The 24,545-nt window shown below is 58.7% G+C and carries 18 protein-coding genes and 1 tRNA gene; 15 read left to right on the top strand and 4 right to left on the bottom strand.

What is annotated here, in order from left to right; genetic code table 11:
• Positions 1 to 177 precede the first annotated feature (177 nt).
• Positions 178 to 870, bottom strand: coding sequence for a lysophospholipid acyltransferase family protein (locus tag VWY60_RS02590; protein ID WP_416539742.1), 693 nt, complete (start codon positions 868 to 870; stop codon positions 178 to 180).
• Between the two features lie 152 nt (positions 871 to 1,022).
• Here VWY60_RS02590 and VWY60_RS02585 point away from each other — a divergent pair.
• Positions 1,023 to 1,098 (top strand) — tRNA-Trp (locus VWY60_RS02585).
• Between the two features lie 207 nt (positions 1,099 to 1,305).
• Here VWY60_RS02585 and VWY60_RS02580 read toward each other — a convergent pair.
• Positions 1,306 to 3,498, bottom strand: a complete 2,193-nt coding sequence (locus tag VWY60_RS02580) for a tetratricopeptide repeat protein (RefSeq protein WP_416539741.1) — start codon at positions 3,496 to 3,498, stop codon at positions 1,306 to 1,308.
• 245 nt (positions 3,499 to 3,743) lie between these two features.
• Here VWY60_RS02580 and secE point away from each other — a divergent pair, with 245 nt between their 5' ends.
• Positions 3,744 to 3,941 carry a preprotein translocase subunit SecE gene (gene secE / locus VWY60_RS02575; protein ID WP_008560174.1) on the top strand — a complete coding sequence of 66 codons (198 nt, stop codon included), beginning with the start codon at positions 3,744 to 3,746 and terminating at the stop codon, positions 3,939 to 3,941.
• Between the two features lie 243 nt (positions 3,942 to 4,184).
• Positions 4,185 to 4,718 carry a transcription termination/antitermination protein NusG gene (gene nusG / locus VWY60_RS02570; protein ID WP_014876030.1) on the top strand — a complete coding sequence of 178 codons (534 nt, stop codon included), beginning with the start codon at positions 4,185 to 4,187 and terminating at the stop codon, positions 4,716 to 4,718.
• 150 nt (positions 4,719 to 4,868) lie between these two features.
• Here nusG and VWY60_RS02565 read toward each other — a convergent pair whose 3' ends face one another.
• On the bottom strand, positions 4,869 to 5,513 hold the full coding sequence (locus VWY60_RS02565) for an HNH endonuclease (protein WP_416539740.1): 645 nt from the start codon (positions 5,511 to 5,513) through the stop codon (positions 4,869 to 4,871).
• A gap of 300 nt (positions 5,514 to 5,813) precedes the next feature.
• On the opposite strand from VWY60_RS02565, the gene rplK reads away from it, so the two are divergent.
• The 9 genes from rplK to VWY60_RS02520 all read left to right on the top strand — a co-directional run bounded on the left by rplK (position 5,814) and on the right by VWY60_RS02520 (position 20,289).
• Entirely contained in the window at positions 5,814 to 6,239 is a 426-nt protein-coding gene (rplK, locus tag VWY60_RS02560) for a 50S ribosomal protein L11 (protein ID WP_014876029.1), read from the top strand.
• Position 6,240: 1 nt separating this feature from the next.
• Positions 6,241 to 6,939 (top strand): 50S ribosomal protein L1, encoded by a 699-nt coding sequence (rplA, locus tag VWY60_RS02555; protein ID WP_340546574.1) that lies wholly within the window; start codon positions 6,241 to 6,243, stop codon positions 6,937 to 6,939.
• A 443-nt stretch (positions 6,940 to 7,382) separates the two neighbouring features.
• Positions 7,383 to 7,901: a 50S ribosomal protein L10 gene (gene rplJ, locus VWY60_RS02550; RefSeq protein ID WP_340546575.1), complete on the top strand. Its 519-nt coding sequence runs from the start codon at positions 7,383 to 7,385 to the stop codon at positions 7,899 to 7,901.
• 81 nt (positions 7,902 to 7,982) lie between these two features.
• A complete protein-coding gene (gene rplL, locus VWY60_RS02545; RefSeq protein ID WP_340546576.1) occupies positions 7,983 to 8,357 on the top strand; it encodes a 50S ribosomal protein L7/L12 in 375 nt (124 codons plus the stop codon).
• A 274-nt stretch (positions 8,358 to 8,631) separates the two neighbouring features.
• The gene (gene rpoB, locus VWY60_RS02540) at positions 8,632 to 12,768 is read left to right on the top strand and encodes a DNA-directed RNA polymerase subunit beta (protein WP_416539739.1); all 4,137 of its coding nucleotides are present in this window, start codon (positions 8,632 to 8,634) and stop codon (positions 12,766 to 12,768) included.
• Between the two features lie 92 nt (positions 12,769 to 12,860).
• On the top strand, positions 12,861 to 17,102 hold the full coding sequence (gene rpoC, locus VWY60_RS02535; RefSeq protein ID WP_416539738.1) for a DNA-directed RNA polymerase subunit beta': 4,242 nt from the start codon (positions 12,861 to 12,863) through the stop codon (positions 17,100 to 17,102).
• A 223-nt stretch (positions 17,103 to 17,325) separates the two neighbouring features.
• Complete coding sequence (locus VWY60_RS02530) at positions 17,326 to 18,288, top strand: hypothetical protein (protein WP_416539737.1); 963 nt, start codon at positions 17,326 to 17,328, stop codon at positions 18,286 to 18,288.
• Positions 18,289 to 18,565: 277 nt separating this feature from the next.
• Positions 18,566 to 19,390 (top strand): glycosyltransferase, encoded by an 825-nt coding sequence (locus tag VWY60_RS02525; protein WP_416539736.1) that lies wholly within the window; start codon positions 18,566 to 18,568, stop codon positions 19,388 to 19,390.
• Complete coding sequence (locus tag VWY60_RS02520; RefSeq protein ID WP_416539735.1) at positions 19,387 to 20,289, top strand: DMT family transporter; 903 nt, start codon at positions 19,387 to 19,389, stop codon at positions 20,287 to 20,289. Before VWY60_RS02525 ends, VWY60_RS02520 begins: the two co-directional genes overlap by 4 nt.
• Positions 20,290 to 20,294: 5 nt before the next feature.
• Here VWY60_RS02520 and VWY60_RS02515 read toward each other — a convergent pair whose 3' ends face one another.
• On the bottom strand, positions 20,295 to 21,071 hold the full coding sequence (locus VWY60_RS02515; protein ID WP_416539734.1) for a putative rhamnosyl transferase: 777 nt from the start codon (positions 21,069 to 21,071) through the stop codon (positions 20,295 to 20,297).
• A gap of 415 nt (positions 21,072 to 21,486) precedes the next feature.
• Between VWY60_RS02515 and rpsL the strand changes: the two genes are divergently transcribed.
• Genes rpsL through fusA form a run of 3 tightly spaced genes read left to right on the top strand, consistent with a single transcriptional unit; the run spans position 21,487 to position 24,480 of the window.
• The gene (gene rpsL / locus VWY60_RS02510; protein WP_005621086.1) at positions 21,487 to 21,858 is read left to right on the top strand and encodes a 30S ribosomal protein S12; all 372 of its coding nucleotides are present in this window, start codon (positions 21,487 to 21,489) and stop codon (positions 21,856 to 21,858) included.
• A gap of 15 nt (positions 21,859 to 21,873) precedes the next feature.
• Entirely contained in the window at positions 21,874 to 22,344 is a 471-nt protein-coding gene (gene rpsG, locus VWY60_RS02505) for a 30S ribosomal protein S7 (protein ID WP_014876015.1), read from the top strand.
• An 18-nt stretch (positions 22,345 to 22,362) separates the two neighbouring features.
• Positions 22,363 to 24,480, top strand: coding sequence for an elongation factor G (gene fusA / locus VWY60_RS02500; RefSeq protein ID WP_416534713.1), 2,118 nt, complete (start codon positions 22,363 to 22,365; stop codon positions 24,478 to 24,480).
• Positions 24,481 to 24,545 lie beyond the last annotated feature (65 nt).

Here is a 24,545-nt window from a genome sequence, read left to right as displayed (position 1 = left end):
GTCGAGTTTCCAACGGAAACTCTGGCCTGCGGTGACAGGTGGTTTTCGCTAGAAAATCACCGAGAGCCCGCACGGGTGAGAAAATAGAAAGGCCGCTCCAAACGGGGCGGCCTTTTTCTATGCGATGACGCTGGAACAGGGCAGGGGGCGGCCTGACCGCCAGGCCTTTAGCCATGTCTATCTGCGCAGAGGCTGCCCGACGGCCCGGTCGGCCGTGTCCGTAATCTTGTCCAGCGAAGTCTGCAGGCTCAGCCGCAGCGTCTCAACCTGCTCATCGCTTGGCTTCTTCGGCACCTCATCCGTCCATTCCTGACAGAGGAGAACACCACGTGAGAACGGCAGAGGCAGCATCTGCTGATCCCAGGTTGGCAGCTTAATCACTTTCCGTTCTGCAAACGCGACAGTGAACACACGGCATCCGGTCATCCGCGCCCAAGTGATCGGTACGCCCGAGGATATACGAGCCGGCCCTCTTGGTCCGTCAGCGGCAATGCCGATAGAACACCCCTCCTTGGTGCGGCGCAGGACTTCGCGGGACAGCGCCACATGGCGTTTGTGGCTGGACATCGGGATGGTCTCAAACCCCAGACGCACCAGAATCTGTCCCGCCAGCCGCCCGGCCCGCGCCGCAGAGGTCAGCGCGCAGATCCGGCCCAGAGAGGTGTCAAACAGATAGGGGGCCATGATCAGTCGCTGGTGCCAGAGCACAAAGATCACCGGCTCTCCAGAGGCGACACAGGCATCCATTTCCTCGAACCCGCGGCGCTCCCAGCGCGAGGTGCGATGGGCGAATCGCACATATCCCGCCAGCAGGGCCTCGATGGCGCGGTTCACTTTCGGACTGTCGGCGATCTTTTTGCGCAGGCTCACTCTGGGATCTTTCCTCTGGACATTTTTCTCTGTCATACTGAAGCATGGCGAGTGGGGCCAGTCATCGCGGGAGGACGCGCGGAAATCCGGGCGATTTCGTTGATTTCCCTCTTGCCAGCCGCGCAGCTCTGGCTTAGGAACTGCCGCACCGTAGGGGTATAGCTCAGTTGGTAGAGCGACGGTCTCCAAAACCGTAGGTCTCGGGTTCGAACCCTGATGCCCCTGCCACTCTCTCATCTCAGACACAAGACATCCCAGCACGGGCCTCGTTCTAGCTCGGGCCTCATTTCGATTGGCGGATCCGCAGCTGCGCCTGTCCGCTCTCTCTCGTCGTGGATCGGTCCCGCTGGATCCAGTCCATATGGAAGACAAAACGCCTCCGCCGCCTTTCTGGGGCGGGGGAAGCGTTGGGTTTCAGGGTGAAGATTGCCCTGATCAGGCTGCGTGAATGGGCGTGCCTGCGGTCTGTGCCGCGCTGTAGCTGTCGGTTGGTTTTGCAGGCACCACATCCTCGGCCGGAACCGTCACATGCTGTGGCAGCAGTGCGTCGCTATGGCGGGCAAAAACCATGTCCAGCCCGCGTTCCAGATCTCGCATGTAGCGCGTGGTATCAAACAGCGGTGCTTTCGTCTGCATCAGCCGCAGTTTGCTGCGCAGTGCCAGCAGCTGATCCCGGTCCTCGGCCAGTTCCAGCGCCCGTGCCTCATAGGCCTGGGGCGTGGTGGTCAGCAGGTCTTCCATGTCGGCAGCGGCCAGCAGACTTGCGGTGGTGCGGGCAGCGAACTGGCGCCCCGCCATTGTCAGCACCGGTAGCCCGGCAGCCAGTGCGTCGCGCGCTGCCGGACCGGCATTGAGGGTGAAGCTGTCCAGGAACAGATCTGCGACCATGCTGCGCGCCATACGCTCCTCGCCGGTGCTGGCGGCGGCAAAGATCACGCGATCCGGGTCGACACGGCGGTCGCTTGCGGCCTGTCGCAGTGCAGCCTGTGCCTCTTCTGGGTAGTCCGGGAGCCACAGAACGCTGCCCTCCACACGGGCCAGCAGGCGCATCCAGATATCAAATTCACGTGGGGTTAGCGCATGGCTGGCGGTAAAGCTGCAGAAGACAAAGGCATCATCGGGCAGGCCGCAGTCGCGTCGGCTGAACTGGTGGCCGGAGAGGTCCTGCAGAGCTGTAACACTCTGATAGCTGTGCGGCATGCGGATCACATGTTCCTCGAAATAGCGCTCGCTGCCGGGCGGGCAGGTAACCGCATCGCCGAGGATATAGTCATACGCCGGAGTGCCCATGGTGCCCGGAAAACCGGGCATGGCAATCTGTACCGGCGCGATCCGGGCCGAAAACACGGTTGCGTCGGCTTCGTGGGTATAGCTGGTCAGGTCAATTGCGATATCCAGCTGATCCGCGACGGCCTGTGTCTTGATGGTGGTTGCGGACAGTCCGCGGATATCGCGGTGGTGGACGCCGACCAGATCCGCGCGCGGTGCGCTGGCCGCATAGACGTAAAGCGCGAATCGGCTCTGATCGTGGCGGGCCAGCAGGCTGTCGAGCAGTCGCAGCGCATCGAGATCCTGGGTCGAGCTGACGAAATAGCCGACACGCAGCCGCTGTGGGCGTGTTTCTGCCCTCGGCCGTTGCGGCGCCGGGTCAGATTGCGGGCGGGAGCTGGCATGGGCCTGTATCCGGATGCGCAGTAGGTCTGGATTGTCCTCAAGCGCGATCTGCGCTTGCGGGGCGCAGGCGGACCCACGCAGCCCAAGGTGCCGACGGTGCTCCTGATATTCGTCCAGCCAGCGCCAATCGCACAGCTCCGCCATCAGGCGCAGCTTCTGGGCACGGGCGCGATCGTCATTGGGGCGGGCCAGTAGAATCTGGTCCAGATGACGGATCGCCTCGCTCTGCTGGCCGATCATACCGGTGAGCTGGGCAAGGTTGTACCGCGCTTCCAGGAAGTTCGGGGCAAAGCGCGCGGCCTGACCATAGAGGTCGCGGGCGATCCCCATGTTCCCCAGCTGACGCTGGATATTGGCACGGTTGTAAAGCAGTTGCGCGTTGTCAGGCGCTTGATCAATCGCGGTGGCGAAACACTGATCGGCCTCGATGATGCGATCCTGCTCCAGCAGCGTGTTGCCCAGATTGTTGAGCGCGGGCAGGCAGGTCGAATCCAGTGTCAGAGCCTTTTTATACAGGGCAATCGCATCCACTGGCCGGTTCTGGCGCCGGTAGACATCACCCATCGCGGCAAAGGTCGTGGCGGAGGTCGGGTTCAGCTCGCAGGCTTTGTTCAGGCAGGTCGCCGCTTCATCGAGGGCGGTCTGCGCAAGATGGCAGCGGCCCAGCAGTTCCCACAGGAATGCTGATCTCCGATGGCTGTTCAGCAGCTCTGCGCAACGGGTTGCGGCCTGCTGGAAATGTCCATGCTGAAACAGCGCGGTCAGTTGCTCCTGATGTTCGGGGTCCAGCTTCGCATTGTCTTGCGGTGGCAGCCGCCGACTACGGCCAGAGAGCTTGCTGGAAATCTGCATTGTCAGCGGCGGGGTTGCCTGCGCTTCGCGCTGGGTGGCAGCCCCTGCCGGGGTGGTTTGGCTCAGGCTGGTCGCCTGCTGATCGTTCTGTGCGAGGGTCATGGAATCCTATCTCATAATCGCGCTCGGTAACGGGCAGGGCGCGATGTGCTGACATCTGCGGTGCCCCATGGCGGATATTTATGGCCCGCGAAAATTAAGATAGAATTGATTGCTTCTCGGCGGATGCTGCGGCGCGGACCTGAAGAACCCGCCCCGAGCCATCGGTGAAGGTGCAGCAGGGCTTGAAATTGCCATGGTCTGCGGTTAAATCGCTGCTTGATTGCAAGCAGAGAGAACCCCGCCTCATGGCCACCACAAACCCCGTCCAGTTCATCCAGCAGGTTCGCGCCGAAGTTTCCAAGGTCGTCTGGCCGACCCGCCGTGAGGTGCTGCTGACCACCGTGATGGTGTTTGTCATGGCGGCGTTGACGGCCGTGTTCTTTGCCATCGTGGATATCCTGATCCGCTTTGGGCTTGAGGGCATTCTGGGCATGTTCGGCTAAACCCGTCTGGCAGCCCCGATCGCGCAACCCGTTGTGGCGAAGGGCAGCTTGGCTTCGCAATTGGCGGCTCACCTCTTGATCTTGGACTCCCGGGGCGGTAGGTGAGCGACTAACTCTGACGTAGGCGTGTGGCGATTCGTGTCGCGCGCCGCTTTTTGTTAGAGCGCAGCCCCAAGGCTGTATCTTATTTTAGCAGTGGCCCGACGCACTTGTCGGCCAAGAGACACAAGGACGATCAGGTTCATGGCGAAACGGTGGTATTCGGTCAGCGTTCTTTCGAACTTCGAAAAGAAAATCGCAGAGCAGATCCGCACGTCGGTCGCAGAGCAGGGTCTGGAAGACGAAATCGACGAAGTTCTGGTCCCCACCGAAGAGGTGATCGAAATTCGTCGCGGCAAGAAAGTCTCGACAGAGCGTCGCTTCATGCCCGGCTACGTGCTGGTGCATATGGAAATGTCCGACCGCGGCTATCACCTGATTTCCTCGATCAACCGCGTCACCGGTTTCCTCGGCCCGCAGGGCCGTCCGATGCCGATGCGCGACGCCGAAGTGCAGGGCATCCTGGGCCGCGTTCAGGAAGGCGAAGAAGCGCCGCGCACGCTCATCTCCTTTGAAGTGGGCGAAAAGGTCAAAGTCAACGATGGACCGTTCGAAGATTTCGACGGCATGGTCGAAGGCGTCGACGACGACAATCAGAAACTCAAGGTCACCGTGTCCATCTTTGGCCGGGAAACCCCGGTGGAACTGGACTTCACCCAGGTGACCAAGCAGGGGTGATTGGGTTGGCGGGCAGGTTGCCCGCGCTACGGGATTTGAGGCGCCGCGTTGGGTTCAACGCGGCGTTTTTTGTTTGGTTGCGAAGAGGCGATAATTGTTAAGCGACTAACCCCTGCTGATACTACTAAACCCTGCTGATACTCTGGAGGGTTAGACGGAATGGAGAAGTTCGCGAATTTCTTTAACAGAAAGAGGTGCTTCGCGTTTTGAATGAGCAATTCTGTGACAGTTTGGGCAAAGACAAACCAAATCATCAAGTGAGTTAATCACTGGCCCTGTAGAAGCTGACAGCGGTGTAAGGTGGTGTACGTCAATTATGTAGTGACCGTTCGACACTTCCTGATGAAATCCGCACGCTTGGCATGTGAACTCGTCTTTTTTCTTTCTTTCCTGAATCAAAACTTGGTCTCTAAAGCGACGCAAATATTTTGTTTCCTTTAGGATGCCCTCTAGTCCCCAAAGATACAGGCTTTCATCGGAGTTTTCTCGTTGCTGCTTAGAACTCGAGAAGTATTCGCTTCTTAATCCCCAGATGCCCTTGTTGGCTCCTGCAACGGCGTAAAAGACGTCTGGAGCATTTTTTGCATCCACTCTCTTGCGGCTGTTTGAATCGGAAGAATGCCGCTGCACGCAGTCCCGGATGGTTTCTCGGGACTTGGTTGTCCAGTCCAGCCCTTTCAGTTGTCGAATTCTCTGTGCTTCAGGGTACACTTCATTCCAATGTGCTTCACCTCCGAGAGACATGTAGGTCTCGATGAGGGTTTCGACCCAAGTACCTTTCTTGATCTCATTCATGACGCATAGCTTTCTCTATGAGGCTGTACTCCAAATGCAGAAGTATTCGCTTGTTAGGGATAACGTGCAAGTCGCAAGGTACAGAGCAAGTGAGGCTTATAAAGCTCGTGAGTGTGAGTTCTTTCGTGCCGATTCATGAGGCCCCGCCCACTTGCCAACCCGGCCATTCCCCTGTAGACGCGCCCAATCGTCTTCGGGCGAGATTCTCTCGTGGGAGATGGAGGGATCGCGATCCTGATATCGGACCACGCAACATGCATAGGGTGAAACGCGTTTTGCCCGAGTTGAAAGGAACACCAAATGGCTAAGAAGCTTGTTGGCACGATGAAGCTGCAAGTGCCCGCCGGTAAGGCAAACCCATCCCCGCCGGTTGGTCCGGCACTGGGTCAGCGCGGCATCAACATCATGGAATTCTGCAAGGCGTTCAACGCCAAGACCGCAGACATGGAGCCCGGCGCGCCGTGCCCGACCGTGATCACCTACTATCAGGACAAGTCCTTCACCATGGACATCAAGACGCCGCCTGCGTCTTACTACCTGAAGAAGGCCGCCAAAGTGAAATCGGGCGCGAACAACCCGTCGCGCGAAACCGTGGGCACCGTCAGCGTTGCTCAGGTGAAGGAAATCGCCGAAGCAAAAATGAAAGATCTGAACGCGAACGACATCGAAGCCGCGATGCAGATCATCCTGGGCTCTGCCCGCTCCATGGGCATCGAGGTGAAGTAAGATGGCTAAGCTCGGTAAACGGACCCGCGCTGCGCGCGAAGCTTTCGCTGGCAAGGACAACCTGTCGGTGGAAGAAGCGGTTGCCCTGATCAAGGCAAACGCAAACGCAAAATTCGACGAAACCGTCGAAATCGCCATGAACCTCGGCGTTGACACCCGTCACGCAGACCAGATGGTTCGCGGCGTGGTTGGCCTGCCCAACGGCACCGGCAAAGACATGCGCGTTGCTGTTTTCGCCCGTGGCGCGAAGGCTGACGAAGCCAAGGAAGCTGGCGCGGATATCGTCGGTGCAGAAGACCTGATGGAAACCATCCAGGGCGGCACCATCGATTTCGATCGCTGCATTGCAACCCCTGATATGATGCCGATCGTTGGCCGTCTGGGTAAAGTGCTTGGCCCCCGCAACCTGATGCCGAACCCCAAGGTCGGCACCGTGACCATGGACGTGAAAGCGGCCGTGGAAGCAGCCAAGGGTGGCGAAGTTCAGTTCAAAGCTGAAAAAGGCGGCGTTGTGCACGCTGGCGTTGGCAAAGCTTCCTTCGACGAAGCCAAGCTGATCGAAAACGTACGTGCCTTCATCTCTGCGGTTGCCAAGGCAAAGCCGTCGGGTGCCAAGGGCGCTTACATGAAGAAAATCGCTCTGTCCTCCACTATGGGTCCGGGCGTCACCGTTGACGTGGAAACCGCTGTTACCGAGTAATCTCGGCAGGCGGGGCGAGGGCTGACAGTGCGCCGAGTCGCATGTGTCAGAAACGCCGCATTGACGATAGACCGGGGTCCCTGATGGGGGCCCCGGTTTTGCCTTTTCGGGGGTGTCATTGTGGCGATCTCGGCTGATCCTGGCCTTGGTGGTCTTTCGGACGATTTTGCCCTTGGAAATCCCTAAAAATGGGACTAACTACGACCCCGAGATAAAGCGTGCGATTCGTCGTGCGCTTTATTTCATTTCGTCCAAGATGGTGGGTGGCCTGTCGATCGGGTCTTAATTTCCCTCCTGAGACGGGAACGACCAAAGGATCGAGGGAATTCCTACCCTCGGGTGATTTTGGCTCACCCCGTTAAAACGGACTTGAACGCCGGGCAGCAATGTTCGGCACATCAATGAGCCGGGATGCGCAAGTGTCCCTAAACTTGGAGAGAACTGTGGATAGAGCCCAGAAAGAGAGAGTGGTCGAGGAACTCGGCCAGATCTTCGAAAGCTCTGGCGTGGTGGTCGTAGCCCACTATGCCGGTCTGACAGTTGCAGAGATGCAGGATCTGCGGGCGCGTGCAAGCGACGCCGGTAGCTCCGTGCGTGTTGCCAAGAACAGGCTCGCCAAAATCGCCCTCGAGGGTAAGCCGTGTGAAAGCATGTCTGACCTGCTGACAGGGATGACCGTACTGACCTATTCCGAAGATCCCGTGTCCGCCGCTAAGGTGGCCGAGGATTTCGCCAAGGAGAACAAAAAGTTCGAGATCCTTGGCGGCGCGATGGGTGAGAACGCTCTGGACCGTGCCGGCGTTGAAGCCGTGTCGAAAATGCCTTCGCGCGACGAGCTTATTGCTCAGATCGCAAGCTGCATTGGCGCACCTGCTTCCAACATCGCTGGCGCAATTGGCGCACCTGCAAGCAACATCGCAAGCATCCTTTCGACCATCGAAGAGAAGGCGGAAGCTGCGTAAGCGGTTGGCACTGAATGACTGGCGTCGGGCATATGCCCGCACGTTGGAACACACACACTGTAAACGGAAAGAGCTGATAAAATGGCTGATCTGAAGAAACTCGCAGAAGACATCGTTGGTCTGACCCTGCTTGAAGCACAAGAACTGAAAACCATCCTGAAGGATGAGTATGGCATCGAGCCCGCAGCTGGCGGCGCCGTTGTCATGGCAGCTGGCGGCGACGCCGGTGGCGCAGCGGAAGAAGAAAAGACCGAATTCGACGTCGTTCTGAAAAATGCTGGCGCATCCAAAATCAACGTGATCAAAGAAGTTCGCGGCATCACCGGTCTTGGTCTGAAAGAAGCCAAAGAGCTGGTCGAAGCTGGCGGCAAGATCAAAGAAGGCGTCAGCAAGGACGAAGCCGAAGACATCAAAGGCAAGCTGGAAGCAGCTGGCGCCGAGATCGAACTGGCCTAAGCTACGCGATACGGGACAACATGGGGTGTCGGTTTCGACGTCCTCTGAACATCCCGGAAATTTGGCTGGGCCCGGTGAAAACCGGGTCCAGCCGAACCTGTCTTAGAAAGGGCCCAACTAAACGGGCGTTTTTTCAGGCGAGGTTCAAAGGATCGGGAGGCCGCCATTCGGGAAGGTGGTCATGAATTGATCCGAACACGCTGTCTCGTATGGACAAGGTGCCGGGGCCCGGCGGCATCCTTGTTCAGTGAGAATTGGAAAGGTGACATCTGACATGGCTCAATCGTTCCTTGGCCAGAAACGTCTTCGCAAATACTACGGTAAAATCCGCGAAGTCCTGGACATGCCGAACCTCATCGAGGTCCAGAAATCTTCTTACGACCTCTTCCTGCGCTCTGGTGATGCAGAACAGCCGCTCGACGGCGAAGGCATCATGGGCGTGTTCCAGTCGGTATTTCCGATCAAGGACTTTAATGAGACGTCGGTTCTGGAGTTCGTGAAATATTCCTTTGAACGTCCGAAATATGACGTCGAGGAATGTATGCAGCGCGACATGACCTATTCGGCTCCGCTGAAGGTCACTCTGCGTCTGATCGTCTTTGATGTGGACGAAGACACCGGTGCAAAATCGGTGAAGGACATCAAGGAACAGGACGTCTACATGGGCGATATGCCCCTGATGACGCCGAACGGCACCTTTGTGGTCAACGGCACCGAGCGTGTGATCGTGTCCCAGATGCACCGTTCGCCGGGCGTGTTCTTCGATCACGACAAGGGCAAGACACATTCTTCGGGCAAGCTGCTGTTTGCCTGCCGCATCATCCCGTATCGCGGCTCCTGGCTGGACTTCGAATTCGACGCCAAGGACATCGTCTTTGCCCGCATCGACCGTCGTCGTAAGCTGCCTGTGACAACCCTGCTCTATGCGCTGGGTCTGGATCAGGAAGGCATCATGGATGCCTATTACAACACCATCTCCTTCAAGCTGGAGAAGAGCCGTGGCTGGGTCACGCCGTTCTTCCCCGAGCGCGTGCGCGGCACCCGTCCGACCTACGATCTGGTTGACGCCGCCACCGGTGAGATCTTTGCCGAAGCCGGCAAGAAGGTCACACCGCGCGCCGTCAAGAAGATGATCGACGAAGGCAACATCAGCGAGCTGCTGGTTCCCTTTGAGCATATCGTTGGCAAATATGTCGCCAAGGATATCATCAACGAAGAAAACGGCGCCATCTATGTCGAGGCCGGCGATGAGCTGACCCTCGAGTATGACAAGGGCGGCGAAATCATTGGCGGGACCGTCAAGGAACTGCTGGATGCCGGTATCATCGACATTCCGGTTCTGGACATCGACAACATCAATGTCGGCCCCTACATGCGCAACACCATGGCGCAGGACAAAAACATGGGTCGCGATACCGCGCTCATGGATATCTACCGTGTCATGCGCCCGGGCGAGCCGCCGACCGTCGAGGCTGCCTGCGCGCTGTTCGACACGCTGTTCTTCGATTCCGAGCGTTACGACCTCTCCGCCGTTGGCCGTGTGAAGATGAACATGCGCCTTGCTCTGGACGCCGAGGACACTCAGCGCACCCTGCGCAAGGAAGATATCATCTCCTGCATCAAGGCGCTGGTCGAACTGCGTGACGGCAAGGGCGACATCGACGATATCGACCACCTCGGCAACCGTCGTGTGCGCTCCGTTGGCGAACTGATGGAAAATCAGTACCGCGTCGGTCTGCTGCGCATGGAACGCGCCATCAAGGAGCGGATGTCTTCGGTCGAGATCGACACGGTGATGCCGCAGGATCTGATCAACGCAAAACCGGCTGCTGCTGCGGTACGTGAATTCTTCGGCTCGTCGCAGCTGTCGCAGTTCATGGACCAGACCAACCCGCTCTCCGAAGTGACGCACAAGCGTCGTCTCTCGGCGCTTGGGCCTGGCGGTCTGACCCGTGAGCGTGCTGGCTTTGAGGTGCGCGACGTTCACCCGACACACTATGGTCGGATGTGCCCGATTGAGACACCGGAAGGCCCGAACATCGGTCTGATCAACTCGCTGGCGACCTTTGCTCGCGTGAACAAATATGGCTTCATCGAAACACCTTACCGCGTTGTCAACGACGCCAAGGTGACAGACGAAGTCCACTATATGTCCGCGACCGAGGAAATGCGTCACACCGTGGCGCAGGCCAACGCGACGCTTGATGAAGACGGCAAATTCGTCAACGATCTGGTCTCGACCCGCCAGTCCGGCGACTACACCCTGGCACCGCGCGAAAGCGTGGATCTGATCGACGTCAGCCCGAAACAGCTGGTATCGGTTGCGGCCTCGCTGATCCCGTTCCTTGAGAACGACGATGCTAACCGCGCTCTGATGGGCTCGAACATGCAACGTCAGGCGGTTCCGCTGTTGCGTGCCGAGGCGCCGCTGGTCGGCACCGGCATCGAAGAGATCGTGGCACGGGATTCCGGCGCGGCCATCATGGCCAAACGCGCAGGCATCATCGACCAGATCGACGCGCAGCGTATCGTGATCCGGGCAACCGAAGATCTGGAACTGGGGGATGCGGGCGTTGATATCTACCGTATGCGCAAATTCCAGCGTTCGAATCAGAACACCTGCATCAACCAGCGTCCGCTGGTGAAAGTAGGCCAGGAAGTCCGCAAAGGCGAAGTGATTGCCGATGGTCCGTCCACCGATATGGGTGAACTGGCTCTGGGTAAAAACGTCGTCGTGGCCTTCATGCCCTGGAATGGCTACAACTACGAAGACTCCATCCTGATCTCCGAGCGCATCGCGCGTGACGACGTCTTTACTTCGATCCACATCGAGGAATTCGAAGTCGCCGCCCGTGATACCAAGCTTGGGCCGGAAGAGATCACCCGCGACATCCCCAACGTCGGTGAAGAAGCGCTGCGCAACCTCGACGAGGCGGGCATCGTTTACATCGGTGCCGACGTGGAGCCGGGCGATATTCTGGTTGGCAAGATCACACCCAAGGGCGAAAGCCCGATGACCCCGGAAGAAAAGCTGCTGCGCGCCATCTTTGGTGAGAAAGCATCTGACGTGCGCGACACCAGCTTGCGCGTGAAGCCGGGCGACTACGGGACCGTGGTCGAGGTGCGGGTCTTCAACCGTCACGGCGTCGAGAAAGACGAACGTGCGTTGCAGATCGAGCGTGAGGAAGTCGAGCGTCTGGCCCGTGACCGGGACGACGAGCTGGGCATCCTGGATCGCAACATCTACGCCCGCCTGCGTGGCATGCTGCTGGGTAAAACCGCAGTCAAAGGTCCCAAGGGCATCAAGGCCGGTTCCGAAATCACCGAAGAGCTGCTGGACACACTCAGCCGCGGTCAGTGGTGGATGCTGGCGCTGGAAGACGAGCAGAGCGCACAGGTCGTCGAGGCCCTGAACGAGCAGTATGAAGCACAGAAACGTGCTCTGGATGCCCGTTTTGAAGACAAGGTCGAGAAGGTCCGTCGCGGCGACGATCTGCCCCCGGGCGTTATGAAGATGGTCAAAGTCTTTATCGCGGTGAAGCGCAAGCTGCAGCCGGGCGACAAGATGGCCGGCCGTCACGGGAACAAGGGTGTGATCTCGAAAGTGGTGCCGATGGAGGACATGCCGTTCCTCGCCGATGGTACCCCGGTCGATTTCTGTCTCAACCCGCTCGGCGTTCCGTCGCGGATGAACGTTGGTCAGATTCTGGAGACCCACATGGGTTGGGCCGCACGCGGTCTGGGTATCAAAGTCGATGATGCGCTTCAGGAATACCGTCGTTCTGGCGATCTGACCCCGGTGCGTGAAGCGATGCACCATGCCTATGGTGATGACGTCTACGGTGAAGGTATTGCCGATATGACCGAGACCGATCTGGTCGAGGCTGCCGGTAATGTGACCCGTGGCGTGCCGATCGCGACACCCGTCTTCGACGGCGCCAAAGAGGCGGACGTCAACGATGCACTGGTGCGCGCTGGCTTTGACACTTCCGGTCAGTCGGTCCTGTTTGATGGTCGTACGGGTGAGCAATTCGCACGCCCCGTCACCGTCGGCATCAAGTATCTGCTGAAACTGCACCACTTGGTCGACGACAAGATCCACGCGCGTTCGACCGGCCCGTACTCCCTCGTCACGCAGCAGCCGCTGGGTGGTAAGGCGCAGTTCGGTGGTCAGCGCTTTGGTGAGATGGAAGTCTGGGCTCTGGAAGCCTATGGCGCCGCCTACACCCTGCAGGAGATGCTGACCGTGAAGTCGGATGACGTTGCAGGCCGGACCAAGGTCTATGAATCGATCGTCAAGGGCGAGGACAACTTTGAAGCGGGCGTACCGGAATCGTTTAACGTTCTGGTGAAAGAAGTCCGTGGCCTCGGCCTGAATATGGAACTCCTGGATGCGGAGGGTGACGAGTAAGGGGAACAGGATTTTTCAAAAAATCTTGGCAGATTTCTTCACAGAAATTTGCCTCCCCCTCCAGCCTTTCGCACGAATTTGAGGACATCAAGATGAACCAGGAACTGACGAATAATCCGTTCAACCCGCTGACGCCGCCGAAGGTCTTCGACGAGATCAAGGTGTCGCTGGCCTCGCCTGAGCGGATCCTGTCGTGGTCCTACGGCGAGATCAAAAAGCCGGAAACCATCAACTACCGGACGTTCAAACCTGAGCGTGACGGTCTCTTCTGCGCGCGTATCTTTGGCCCGATCAAGGACTACGAATGCCTCTGCGGCAAATATAAGCGTATGAAATATCGCGGCGTTGTCTGCGAAAAATGCGGTGTGGAAGTCACGCTGCAAAAGGTCCGCCGCGAGCGCATGGGCCACATCGAACTGGCGTCGCCGGTTGCGCATATCTGGTTCCTCAAGTCGCTGCCGTCGCGCATCGGCCTGATGCTGGACATGACCCTGCGCGATCTTGAGCGGGTTCTGTATTTCGAAAACTATGTTGTCATCGAGCCGGGTCTGACCGACCTCACCTACGGCCAGATGATGACCGAAGAAGAATACATGGACGCCCAGGACCAGTTCGGCATGGATGCCTTCACCGCCAATATCGGCGCTGAAGCGATCCGCGAAATGCTGGCGGCCATCGACCTTGAAGCCGAAGCCGAACAGCTGCGCGCAGAGCTGGCCGAAGCCACAGGCGAACTGAAGCCCAAGAAGATCATCAAGCGCCTCAAAGTGGTTGAGAGCTTCCTGGAATCCGGCAACCGCCCGGAATGGATGGTCATGACCGTGATTCCGGTCATTCCGCCGGAACTGCGTCCGCTGGTGCCGCTGGATGGTGGCCGTTTTGCGACCTCCGACCTCAATGACCTCTATCGCCGCGTGATCAACCGGAACAACCGCCTGAAGCGGCTGATCGAACTGCGCGCGCCGGACATCATCGTCCGCAACGAAAAGCGGATGCTGCAGGAATCCGTGGACGCGCTGTTTGACAACGGCCGTCGCGGCCGCGTCATCACAGGCGCCAACAAGCGTCCGCTGAAATCGCTCTCTGACATGCTGAAGGGTAAGCAGGGTCGTTTCCGTCAGAACCTTTTGGGTAAGCGGGTCGACTTCTCCGGCCGTTCGGTGATTGTGACCGGTCCTGAGCTGAAGCTGCACCAGTGCGGCCTGCCCAAGAAGATGGCGCTCGAACTCTTCAAGCCCTTCATCTATTCGCGTCTGGAGGCCAAAGGTCTGTCCTCCACCGTGAAACAGGCGAAAAAGCTGGTTGAGAAAGAGCGCCCCGAAGTGTGGGATATCCTCGACGAGGTGATCCGCGAACATCCGGTGATGCTGAACCGCGCGCCGACGCTGCACCGTCTCGGGATCCAGGCGTTCGAACCCACGTTGATCGAAGGTAAGGCGATCCAGCTGCACCCGCTGGTCTGCTCGGCGTTCAACGCGGACTTCGACGGCGACCAGATGGCTGTGCACGTCCCGCTGAGCCTTGAGGCCCAGCTGGAAGCGCGCGTCCTGATGATGTCGACAAACAACGTTCTGTCGCCTGCCAACGGCGCGCCGATCATTGTTCCTTCGCAGGATATGATCCTGGGTCTTTACTATGTGACCCTGGAACGCGAAGGCATGCCCGGCGAAGGCAAGATCTTTGGCACCATCGACGAGGTTCAGCACGCGCTGGACGCCGGCGAAGTGCATCTGCACACCAAGATCACCGCGCGGATCACCCAGATCGACGAAGAAGGCAACGAGGTCCTCAAGCGTTTTGAGACCACCCCGGGCCGTGTCCGTCTGGGCGCGCTGCTGCCGAAGAACGTCAAGGCACCGTTTGAACTGGTCAACCGTCTTCTGCGGAAGAAAGAGGTTCAGCAGGTCATCGACACCGTCTACCGCTACTGCGGTCAGAAGGAATCCGTGATCTTCTGTGACCAGATCATGACCATGGGTTTCCGTGAAGCGTTCAAGGCGGGCATTTCGTTCGGCAAGGACGACATGGTGATCCCCGACACCAAATGGACGCTGGTCGATGAGACCCGCGATCAGGTGAAGGACTTCGAACAGCAGTACATGGACGGCCTGATCACCCAGGGCGAAAAGTACAACAAAGTTGTCGATGCCTGGTCGAAGTGTAACGACAAGGTCACCGATGCGATGATGGGCACCATCTCCGCTGACAAGCGGGATGAGAACGGCGCCGTGATGGAACCGAACTCGGTCTACATGATGGCCCACTCCGGTGCGCGTGGCTCGGTCACCCAGATGAAGCAGCTGGGCGGGATGCGTGGCCTGATGGCGAAGCCGAACGGCGACATCATCGAGACCCCGATCATCTCGAACTTTAAAGAAGGCCTGACCGTTCTCGAGTACTTCAACTCGACCCACGGTGCCCGTAAGGGTCTGTCGGATACGGCTCTTAAGACGGCGAACTCGGGTTACCTGACCCGCCGTCTGGTGGACGTGGCACAGGACTGCATCGTGCGTGATCGCGATTGTGGCACCGAAGCAGCGATCACCGCCGAAGCCGCTGTCAACGATGGTGAAGTTGTGGCCTCGCTGGGCGAACGTATCCTGGGCCGTGTCGCGGCAGAGGATATCAAGAAGCCCGGCACCGAGGAGATCATCGTGGCCGCTGGCCAGCTGATCGACGAGCGCATGGCAGATGCAGTGGAAGAGGCCGGCGTTCAGTCGACCCGTATCCGCTCGCCGCTGACCTGTGAAGCCGAAGAGGGCGTCTGCGCCCAGTGCTACGGTCGTGACCTCGCCCGTGGTACGCAGGTGAACACCGGTGAGGCCGTCGGCATCATCGCGGCGCAGTCGATCGGTGAACCCGGCACACAGCTGACGATGCGGACCTTCCACATCGGTGGCGTTGCGCAGGGTGGTCAGCAGTCCTTCCTGGAAGCCTCGCAAGAGGGCAAGATCGTCTTCGAGATGCCGCAGACCCTGGAGAACGCCAATGGCGAGACCCTGGTTGTTGGTCGGAACATGAAGCTGATCATTCAGGACGAGCACGGCGAAGAGCGCGCCAGCCACAAGCTGGGCTACGGCTCCAAGCTGTTCGTCAAGGAAGGTCAGTCCGTGTCCCGTGGCGACAAGCTGTTCGAATGGGATCCCTACACCCTGCCGATCATCGCCGAAAAACCCGGTACCGCGAAATATGTGGACCTGGTTTCCGGCATCGCCGTTCGCGACGAGACCGACGAAGCCACCGGCATGACGCAGAAGATCGTGATCGACTGGCGTGCGGCTCCAAAAGGCTCTGACCTGAAGCCGGAAATCATCCTGGTGGATGGTGACGGTGAACCGGTGCGTAGCGATGCGGGCAACCCGCTGACCTACCCGATGTCTGTGGACGCCATTCTGTCGGTCGAAGAAGGCCAGCAGATCATGGCCGGTGACGTTGTTGCGCGTATCCCGCGTGAAGGCGCCAAGACCAAGGACATTACCGGTGGTCTGCCGCGCGTTGCGGAACTGTTCGAAGCCCGTCGTCCGAAGGATCACGCGATCATCGCCGAAATCGATGGTTACGTGCGCTTTGGCCGCGACTACAAGAACAAGCGTCGCATCTCGATCGAGCCTGCGGATGACTCGATGGAGCCCGTCGAATACATGGTGCCCAAGGGCAAGCACATTCCGGTTCAGGAAGGTGACTTTGTCCAAAAGGGTGACTACATCATGGACGGCAACCCGGCGCCGCATGACATCCTGTCCATCATGGGTGTTGAGGCTCTGGCGAACTACATGATCGACGAGGTTCAGGACGTCTATCGCCTGCAGGGTGTGAAGATCAACGACAAGCACATCGAGGTGATCGTTCGCCAGATGCTGCAGAAGTGGGAGATCTCCGACTCCGGCGACACGACGCTGCTGAAAGGCGAGCACGTGGACAAGCAGGAGTTCGACACCGCCAACGAAAAGGCGCTGGCCCGTGGCAAGCGTCCGGCTCAGGGCGAACCGATCCTGCTCGGCATCACCAAGGCGTCGCTGCAGACCCGCTCCTTCATCTCGGCGGCCTCCTTCCAGGAGACCACCCGTGTCCTCACCGAAGCTTCGGTACAGGGCAAGAAGGACAAGCTGGTCGGCCTCAAGGAGAACGTCATCGTGGGTCGCCTGATCCCGGCCGGTACCGGTGGCGCCACCCAGCGTGTGCGCAACATCGCCCAGTCGCGTGACAATGTCGTCCTCGAGGCGCGCCGTGAGGAGGCCGAAGCGGCCGCCGCTCTGGCCGCCCCGTCGTTGGATGATGTCAGCAGCGAGGCGAGCTTCGACACTCTGGTGGAAACCCCAGAGAGCCGCGACTGATCCACGTTGACCTGAAATGAAAAAGCCCCCCGCAACCGATGTTGCGGGGGGCTTTTTCTTGGAGATGTCCGCAAACCATGTTGGCCCGCTCTGCGGGACTTTGCTGTCGTTCAAAGATTGGGAGGCAATGTCTGGTTTCAGTACGTCTCAAAAAGATCGGCTCTGTATGTTTCGACTTTCTCGGATTAGTGTTGTGAGATCATTTGTCCGTAGTGGTTCAGCGATGAGCGATTTCAAAGATACATCTAGTTGGGAAAAGAAAGACGGGACCACACTCGTCTACACCTACGAACTGGACGGCAAGCAGCACGAAGGGTCAGCCGAAAAGAGACCAAATTCCATTCATGTCCAACTGGATCGAATTTCAGTGCTCAATGAAACCTCGTGGCAGTTGAAAGACGAAAAAGAGCCAGAGAGCAAGACTGGTTATTCGACACGAGAGTACATTAGTGCCGTCGGAGCGATGGATAACTGCCGAATTCACGCAATCACCTTGGACGACAATCCGAACGAAGTTTTTTCGCAGCTTGATGTGTCGATCTATCCGACGGAACTTGAAAATTTGGTCAAGACTAGCACTATCGACCAGTTCTCATTTCTTCGCGATGAAGAGCATATACCAGACGAAGGGTGGCTTAGCGAAGAGACTGGCCGAATCTGTTTCCACAGCCAAGGTGAGTACCATCACGCCTCCCAGCTCTTTGCGACATTGTTGCTATCCCGGGAAAAATTCGACGACCTAGTTGAAGCTATAAAATCCGGAAAAATTCATTCGACGCGCTTGGATGTTTTCGCTGATCTCTACGAATTTGGCTACGAGAGTATGGGCGCTGGCATGCCCGGTCACCGCTACAATTACGCTATCCTGAGTAAAGATGAAGGTGAAAGCACTTTTGGCGCTTCAAAGGGCTCGAGCGGCTTCACGCGGGCACGACTGCAAGAAGTCTTGCTTGAATGGTCGCCAAATCTCGAAAACAGGACGGCTAGTTATCGGGATGAGCCCGATAAATACGACTACCTCGAAGAAGATCTAGAGCCTTTTGAAAGCGACGTCGAAAGGACTGTCGCAAAACTCTCTCGGGATGTTGAGGCAATACGCGGAAGGATCGATGTCTTCTATCAGGCCGCCATATTCATCATTGTTATTCTAGTGATTAGCCAAGTTACCGATTGGCTGGGCTTCTGAGCTAGAGCTTTTTTGATGTCGTTGAACACATCTTCCCATGCTGAGAAGTCGATGTACTGCGCAGATAGCTGACGTTCGCACTTAGTGCAGCATCCAGTAAAGTGGGCTGCAAGCGGACCAACGCGATTTGCGGACATCTCGTTTTGCGTTGCGACGGCTTCGTTTGCGGGCCGACCGCGCGGTTCGCGTGATTTAGGATCTTCCCAATTAGCGCCGGGAATGGTCTCTTGCTGCGGATGACGAAGAGCCCCGTCGGGCCGAGACAGGACAGCGCAGAATGGATATCAGACTCAGCATCGTTGGCCTTGTGCGTTTCTCCGTGCTGACCCCGACCTATTATTCCGAGAAATTCGCGACCCTTGCCGATACGGCGGCTCATCTTTTCGCACCGGACCGGATGGAACTCAGGTTCCGGGTGTTTGAGCGGCTCTGCCTGCGCTCTCTCCTGCGTCAGAGCGATCAGGGGTTTCACCTGATCGTCCTCACGGCTGAAGATATGCCCGAGCCCTATCTGGAACGCCTGTCGCGTCTGCTGGAACCCGCCGACAATATCACGCTGATGCCGGTGGGGCCCGGCGTGCATTACAAGATGCTGAAGCAGGGCTATAACGCCGTCCCAACAGAGGGGGCGACCCATCGCCTGATGTTCCGTCTGGATGACGACGATGCGGTGGATCTCGATTACATCGCCCGCAATCGGCGCCTCGCCACCGGGATGATCCCGCTACAGGGAGAAAGCACCCCCTTTATCCTTGCCAACAATCGCGGCATCTACCTGCGCCGCAGCGAGGGGCCGGAGGGCGTGCAGGACGAGATCTTCGATGCCTGCGAAAAGGCGCCGCTCTCGGTGGGGGCCGCGCTTGTGGCACCTGTCGGATATGGCGGCAATCCCTACCGCTACAATCACCGCCGCTACGCGCAGCACTGGAACGTGGTGTCGGATATCTCGACGCCGGGTTTCCTGCGCACCATTCATGGTGACAATAAATCCAGACCTGCGCAGATGGGGATCACCCACAAGATGTCCGAGGCCGAGATCGCCGCAGCGCTTGACCGCCACTTTGCGATGACGCCGGACCAGCTGCGAGCTGTGCTGCCGTGATGTCCCGGCTGACCGGAAACCAGCTGGGCGCGCTGCTGATGATTGGCAGCATGGCGGGTTTCACGATCAATGACGGGATGGTCAAACTCGCGGGGCAGAGCCTGCCGCTCTCGCAGATCCTGGTGGTGCGCGGCATTGCGGTCAGCCTGCTGATCTACGCGCTTGCCCGCGGTTATGGCAGCCTGCGCCTGTCGCTGAGCCGCCGGGATTGGGGGCTTGTCGCAGGCCGCAGCCTGACTGAGGTGGCCACCACCTATTTCTTTCTCAGCGCCCTGTTGACCCTGCCCATCGCCAATGTGACGGCCATTTTGCAGATGCTGCCGTTGACCGTGACCCTCGCCGCGGTGCTGCTCTTTGGGGAACAGGTCGGCTGGCGTCGGGCCGCAGCGATTGGCGCGGGTTTTATTGGAATGCTGCTGATCGTGCGACCGGGACCGGAGGGCTTTGATAGCGGCACCGGCTACGCCCTTGCAGCGGTTCTTGGTATCACCGCACGTGATCTCTTTACCCGCCGGATGTCGGCGGCGGTGCCCTCGCTGACGGTCAGCTTGATGGCGGCGCTGTCGGTCCTGCTGTTCGGTCTTGTGCTTGGCTTGCAGGAGGACTGGCAGCCGCTGACCCTGACGACCACGTTTATCCTGCTTTTTGCAGCCGGCTGCATCTTCGTCGGCTATCTGTTCTCGGTGATGGTCATGCGGGTTGGTGATGTGGCGGCGGTTTCGCCCTTTCGCTACACCGGGCTGCTCTGGGCCCTGCTGCTTGGCTGGCTGATGTTTGACAGCTGGCCGGATGCGCTCACCCTGCTGGGGGCGGCCATCGTCGTGGCTGCCGGTGTTTTCAGCCTGCTGCGAGAGCGCCCCCGCCGCCGCGCCAGCGCGCCCCTGTCACCGCCCGAGTAACCGCGTCAGGCCCGGATTGCAAAGCGCGCTTCGAATTCGCCTTCCTGCGCTGGGGTGAGGCGGCTCAGCTCCGGTTCTCTGGCGCCTTTCTGACGGGAGTCATTATAGGCGTTGAGCGTGCGCACAAACATCGGCGCATCCGGTATCGTGATGCTGGGCATGAAACGCGCAATCTTGTGATGGGCAAAATTCATGATGCTCTGCTTGCAATTGCCGGCCACATACATGCCCATCGCCGCAACGAAATAGGGCCGGTACCCCTCTGCCGCATAGATCCCGTCCGACGCGAAGCGCGCGGTGAAGCCCTTGCAGAAATCAATCGCAACCGTCTGGTTCTGTGCGATCAGCCCCTGACACTGGCCAGCGGTCTGGCGCAGCCGCTCGACAAAATCCACCGAGACCGCATCATCATCGTCATGACGGAATTGCAGGCAGGGCGCGCTCAGGTCATTGCGGGCGGTATTCAGAACCTCCTTCATGACCTGCCGGTGGTTGCCGGGGGGCCGGGCGCGGATCTGCACCTGCGGCATATCCGCCGTCAGATCGCGCAGCCGTGCCCGATGTGGCGCTGGCAGGCTCTCGCCAATCACAATCACCAGCGTGAAGTCCTGATCGGTCTGGGCACGCAGACAGGGCAGGGCGACCCGTTCCAGCAGGTCAAACCGCTCCTTCAGCCGGGCCTCGGCATAGAGATAGGCGATCCGCTCATCAAGCGTGTCATGTTCAACCTGAAACCCACCAATGGCGGGATAGGAAAAACGGCATAGACCTATGACCTGCATCGCTGTAGACCCTCGCGCCTGCGGCCTCTCATGCGGGTCCGCCTGTCGCGGCGCACTATGCACCGCGCAGGTTGTACGGGCAAGCTGTAGGCCACGGGCGCTGTCCGGCCGCCGGCGCGCGCGGACGCCGCGCCGATGCGGCTGGGGGAGCTGCTGTTGACATCCCCCGCGACTCCCCATATACGCCCGCCTATCCGGCAACCGGGGGTCGCCCCAAAAGCCGATATCAAAATCTAAGTGGCTCAAGATCTCGTGCGCCTATTTGCGCGGATCCTCTGTAAACCCACCGCGTCGTTTACCTCGGAATGGAAACGATTGCGGTTTTTGCGCTTGCGGACGCGTAAGTGCGACGAATTTAGCCGTACGTTCAAGGACGTGCATGACACATGTGTTGTTGAGACGGGGAAAAACCGGAATGCCAACGATCCAACAGCTGATCCGCAAGCCGCGGCAGCCGAAAGTAAAACGCTCTAAGTCCATGCACCTGGAACAGTGCCCGCAAAAACGCGGCGTCTGCACCCGTGTGTATACCACCACACCGAAGAAACCGAACTCCGCTATGCGGAAAGTTGCGAAGGTCCGCCTGACCAACGGTTTCGAAGTGATCTCCTACATCCCCGGTGAAAGCCACAACCTTCAGGAACACTCCGTGGTTCTGATCCGTGGCGGCCGTGTAAAAGACCTTCCCGGTGTCCGTTACCACATCCTGCGTGGTGTTCTGGATACCCAGGGCGTCAAAGACCGTAAGCAACGCCGTTCGAAGTACGGCGCGAAGCGTCCTAAATAAGAAGGATATTGATAAATGTCTCGCCGTCACGCTGCTGAAAAACGCGAAGTTCTGCCCGACGCCAAGTTTGGCGACCGCGTTCTGACCAAATTCATGAACAACCTGATGATCGATGGTAAAAAATCGGTCGCAGAAAGCATCGTTTACAACGCATTCGACCGCGTTGAATCGAAAATCAAACGTGCTCCCGTGGAAGTTTTCCACGAAGCCCTGGACAACGTGAAGCCTTCCGTCGAAGTGCGCTCGCGTCGTGTGGGTGGTGCCACCTACCAGGTGCCCGTCGAAGTGCGTCCCGAGCGCCGCGAAGCCCTGGCGATCCGCTGGCTGATCAAAGCCGCCCGCGCTCGCAACGAAAACACCATGGAAGAACGCCTCGCCGGTGAGCTGCTGGACGCTGTACAGTCCCGCGGTACCGCCGTGAAGAAGCGCGAAGACACCCACAAGATGGCAGAGGCTAACAAAGCCTTCTCCCATTATCGCTGGTAAGCTAGGGGACCTAGACCTATGGCACGCGAATATCCGCTCAACCTATACCGTAACTTCGGTATCATGGCGCACATCGACGCAGGTAAAACCACCTGCTCCGAGCGTATCCTGTATTACACCGGCAAATCCCACAACATTGGTGAGGTGCACGATGGTGCAGCCACCATGGACTGGATGGAGCAGGAGCAGGAACGCGGGATCACCATCACCTCGGCTGCGACCACCACCTTCTGGGAACGCACCGAAGATGGTCAGACCGCTGACTCTCCGAAGCACCGCCTGAACATCATCGACACCCCCGGCCACGTTGACTTCACCATCGAAGTTGAGCGTTCGCTGGCGGTTCTCGACGGTGCTGTCTGTGTTCTGGACGCCAACGCCGGTGTTGAACCCCAGACCGAAACCGTGTGGCGTCAGGCTGACCGCTACAAGGTTCCGCGTATGGTGTTCGTCAACAAGATGGACAAGATCGGCGCTGACTTCTTCAACTGCGTCAACATGATCGAAGACCGCACCGGCGCCCGCGCGGTTCCGGTTGGTATTCCGATCGGCGCAGAAACCGAGCTGGAAGGCCTGGTTGACCTCGTCAACATGGAAGAATGGCTGTGGCAGGGTGAGGACCTTGGCGCGTCGTGGATCAAAGCACCGATCCGTGACAGCCTGAAAGACATGGCTGAAGAATGGCGCGGCAAGATGATCGAAGCGGCCGTCGAAATGGACGACGACGCGATGGAAGCCTATCTGGAAGGCGAAGAGCCCGACGTCCCGACCCTGCGCAAACTGCTGCGCAAGGGTACTCTGGCCCTGGCATTCGTTCCGGTTCTCGGCGGCTCCGCATTCAAGAACAAAGGCGTTCAGCCGCTGTTGAACGCTGTGATCGACTATCTGCCCAGCCCGCTGGACGTTGTTGATTACATGGGCTTCAAACCCGGTGACGAAACCGAAACCCGTGACATCGCCCGCCGTGCGGACGACGAGATGGCGTTCTCGGGTCTGGCGTTCAAAATCATGAACGACCCCTTCGTCGGCTCGCTGACTTTCACCCGGGTTTACTCCGGTACCTTGGCCAAGGGCGACACGCTCCTGAACTCCACCAAGGGCAAGAAAGAACGCGTCGGCCGGATGATGATGATGCACTCCAACGACCGTGAGGAAATCACGGAAGCGTTTGCAGGCGACATCATCGCGCTGGCAGGTCTGAAAGACACCACAACCGGTGACACGCTCTGCGCCGTCAACGATCCGGTGGTTCTGGAAACCATGACCTTCCCCGATCCGGTGATCGAGATCGCGGTTGAGCCGAAAACCAAGGCCGACCAGGAGAAAATGTCCCAGGGTCTGCAGCGTCTGGCTGCCGAAGATCCGTCCTTCCGCGTGGAGACCGACATCGAGTCCGGTCAGACCATCATGAAGGGCATGGGCGAACTTCACCTGGACATCCTGGTTGACCGTCTGAAGCGTGAATTCAAGGTCGAAGCCAACATCGGTGCGCCGCAGGTTGCCTACCGCGAGACCATCGGTCACGAGGTCGAGCACACCTACACCCACAAGAAACAGTCGGGTGGTTCGGGTCAGTTCGCCGAGGTGAAGATGATCATCTCGCCGACAGAGCCGGGCGAAGGCTACTCCTTCGAGAGCCGCATCGTTGGTGGTGCCGTTCCCAAGGAATACGTCCCCGGTGTTGAAAAAGGCATCCAGTCTGTCATGGATAGCGGCCCGCTGGCCGGCTTCCCCGTGATCGACTTCAAGGTTGCCCTGATCGACGGTAAGTTCCACGACGTTGACTCCAGCGTTCTGGCCTTCGAAATCGCTGCACGTATGTGTATGCGTGAAGGCATGCGCAAAGCTGGCGCCAAGATGCTGGAACCGATCATGAAGGTGGAAGTTATCACACCTGAGGACTACACCGGTGGCATCATCGGCGATTTGACCTCGCGTCGTGGTCAGGTGACCGGCCAGGAACCCCGCGGCAACGCAATTGCGATCGACGCATTTGTGCCGCTGGCGAACATGTTCGGCTACATCAACACCCTGCGTTCGATGAGCTCGGGCCGCGCCCAGTTCACCATGCAGTTCGATCATTACGATCCGGTTCCGCAGAACATCTCTGACGAGATCCAGGCAAAATTCGCTTAAGCGAACAGATATTGAGGGGTTCGCGCCACGGCGCGTGCCCTTCTCAACACGAAAAGGAGGCCTCT

The sequence above is a fragment of the Phaeobacter sp. JH20_26 genome, from assembly GCF_048056275.1.
Taxonomy (GTDB): Bacteria; Pseudomonadota; Alphaproteobacteria; order Rhodobacterales; family Rhodobacteraceae; genus Phaeobacter; species Phaeobacter bryozoorum.
This window is presented reverse-complemented; position numbering and strand designations above follow the sequence as displayed.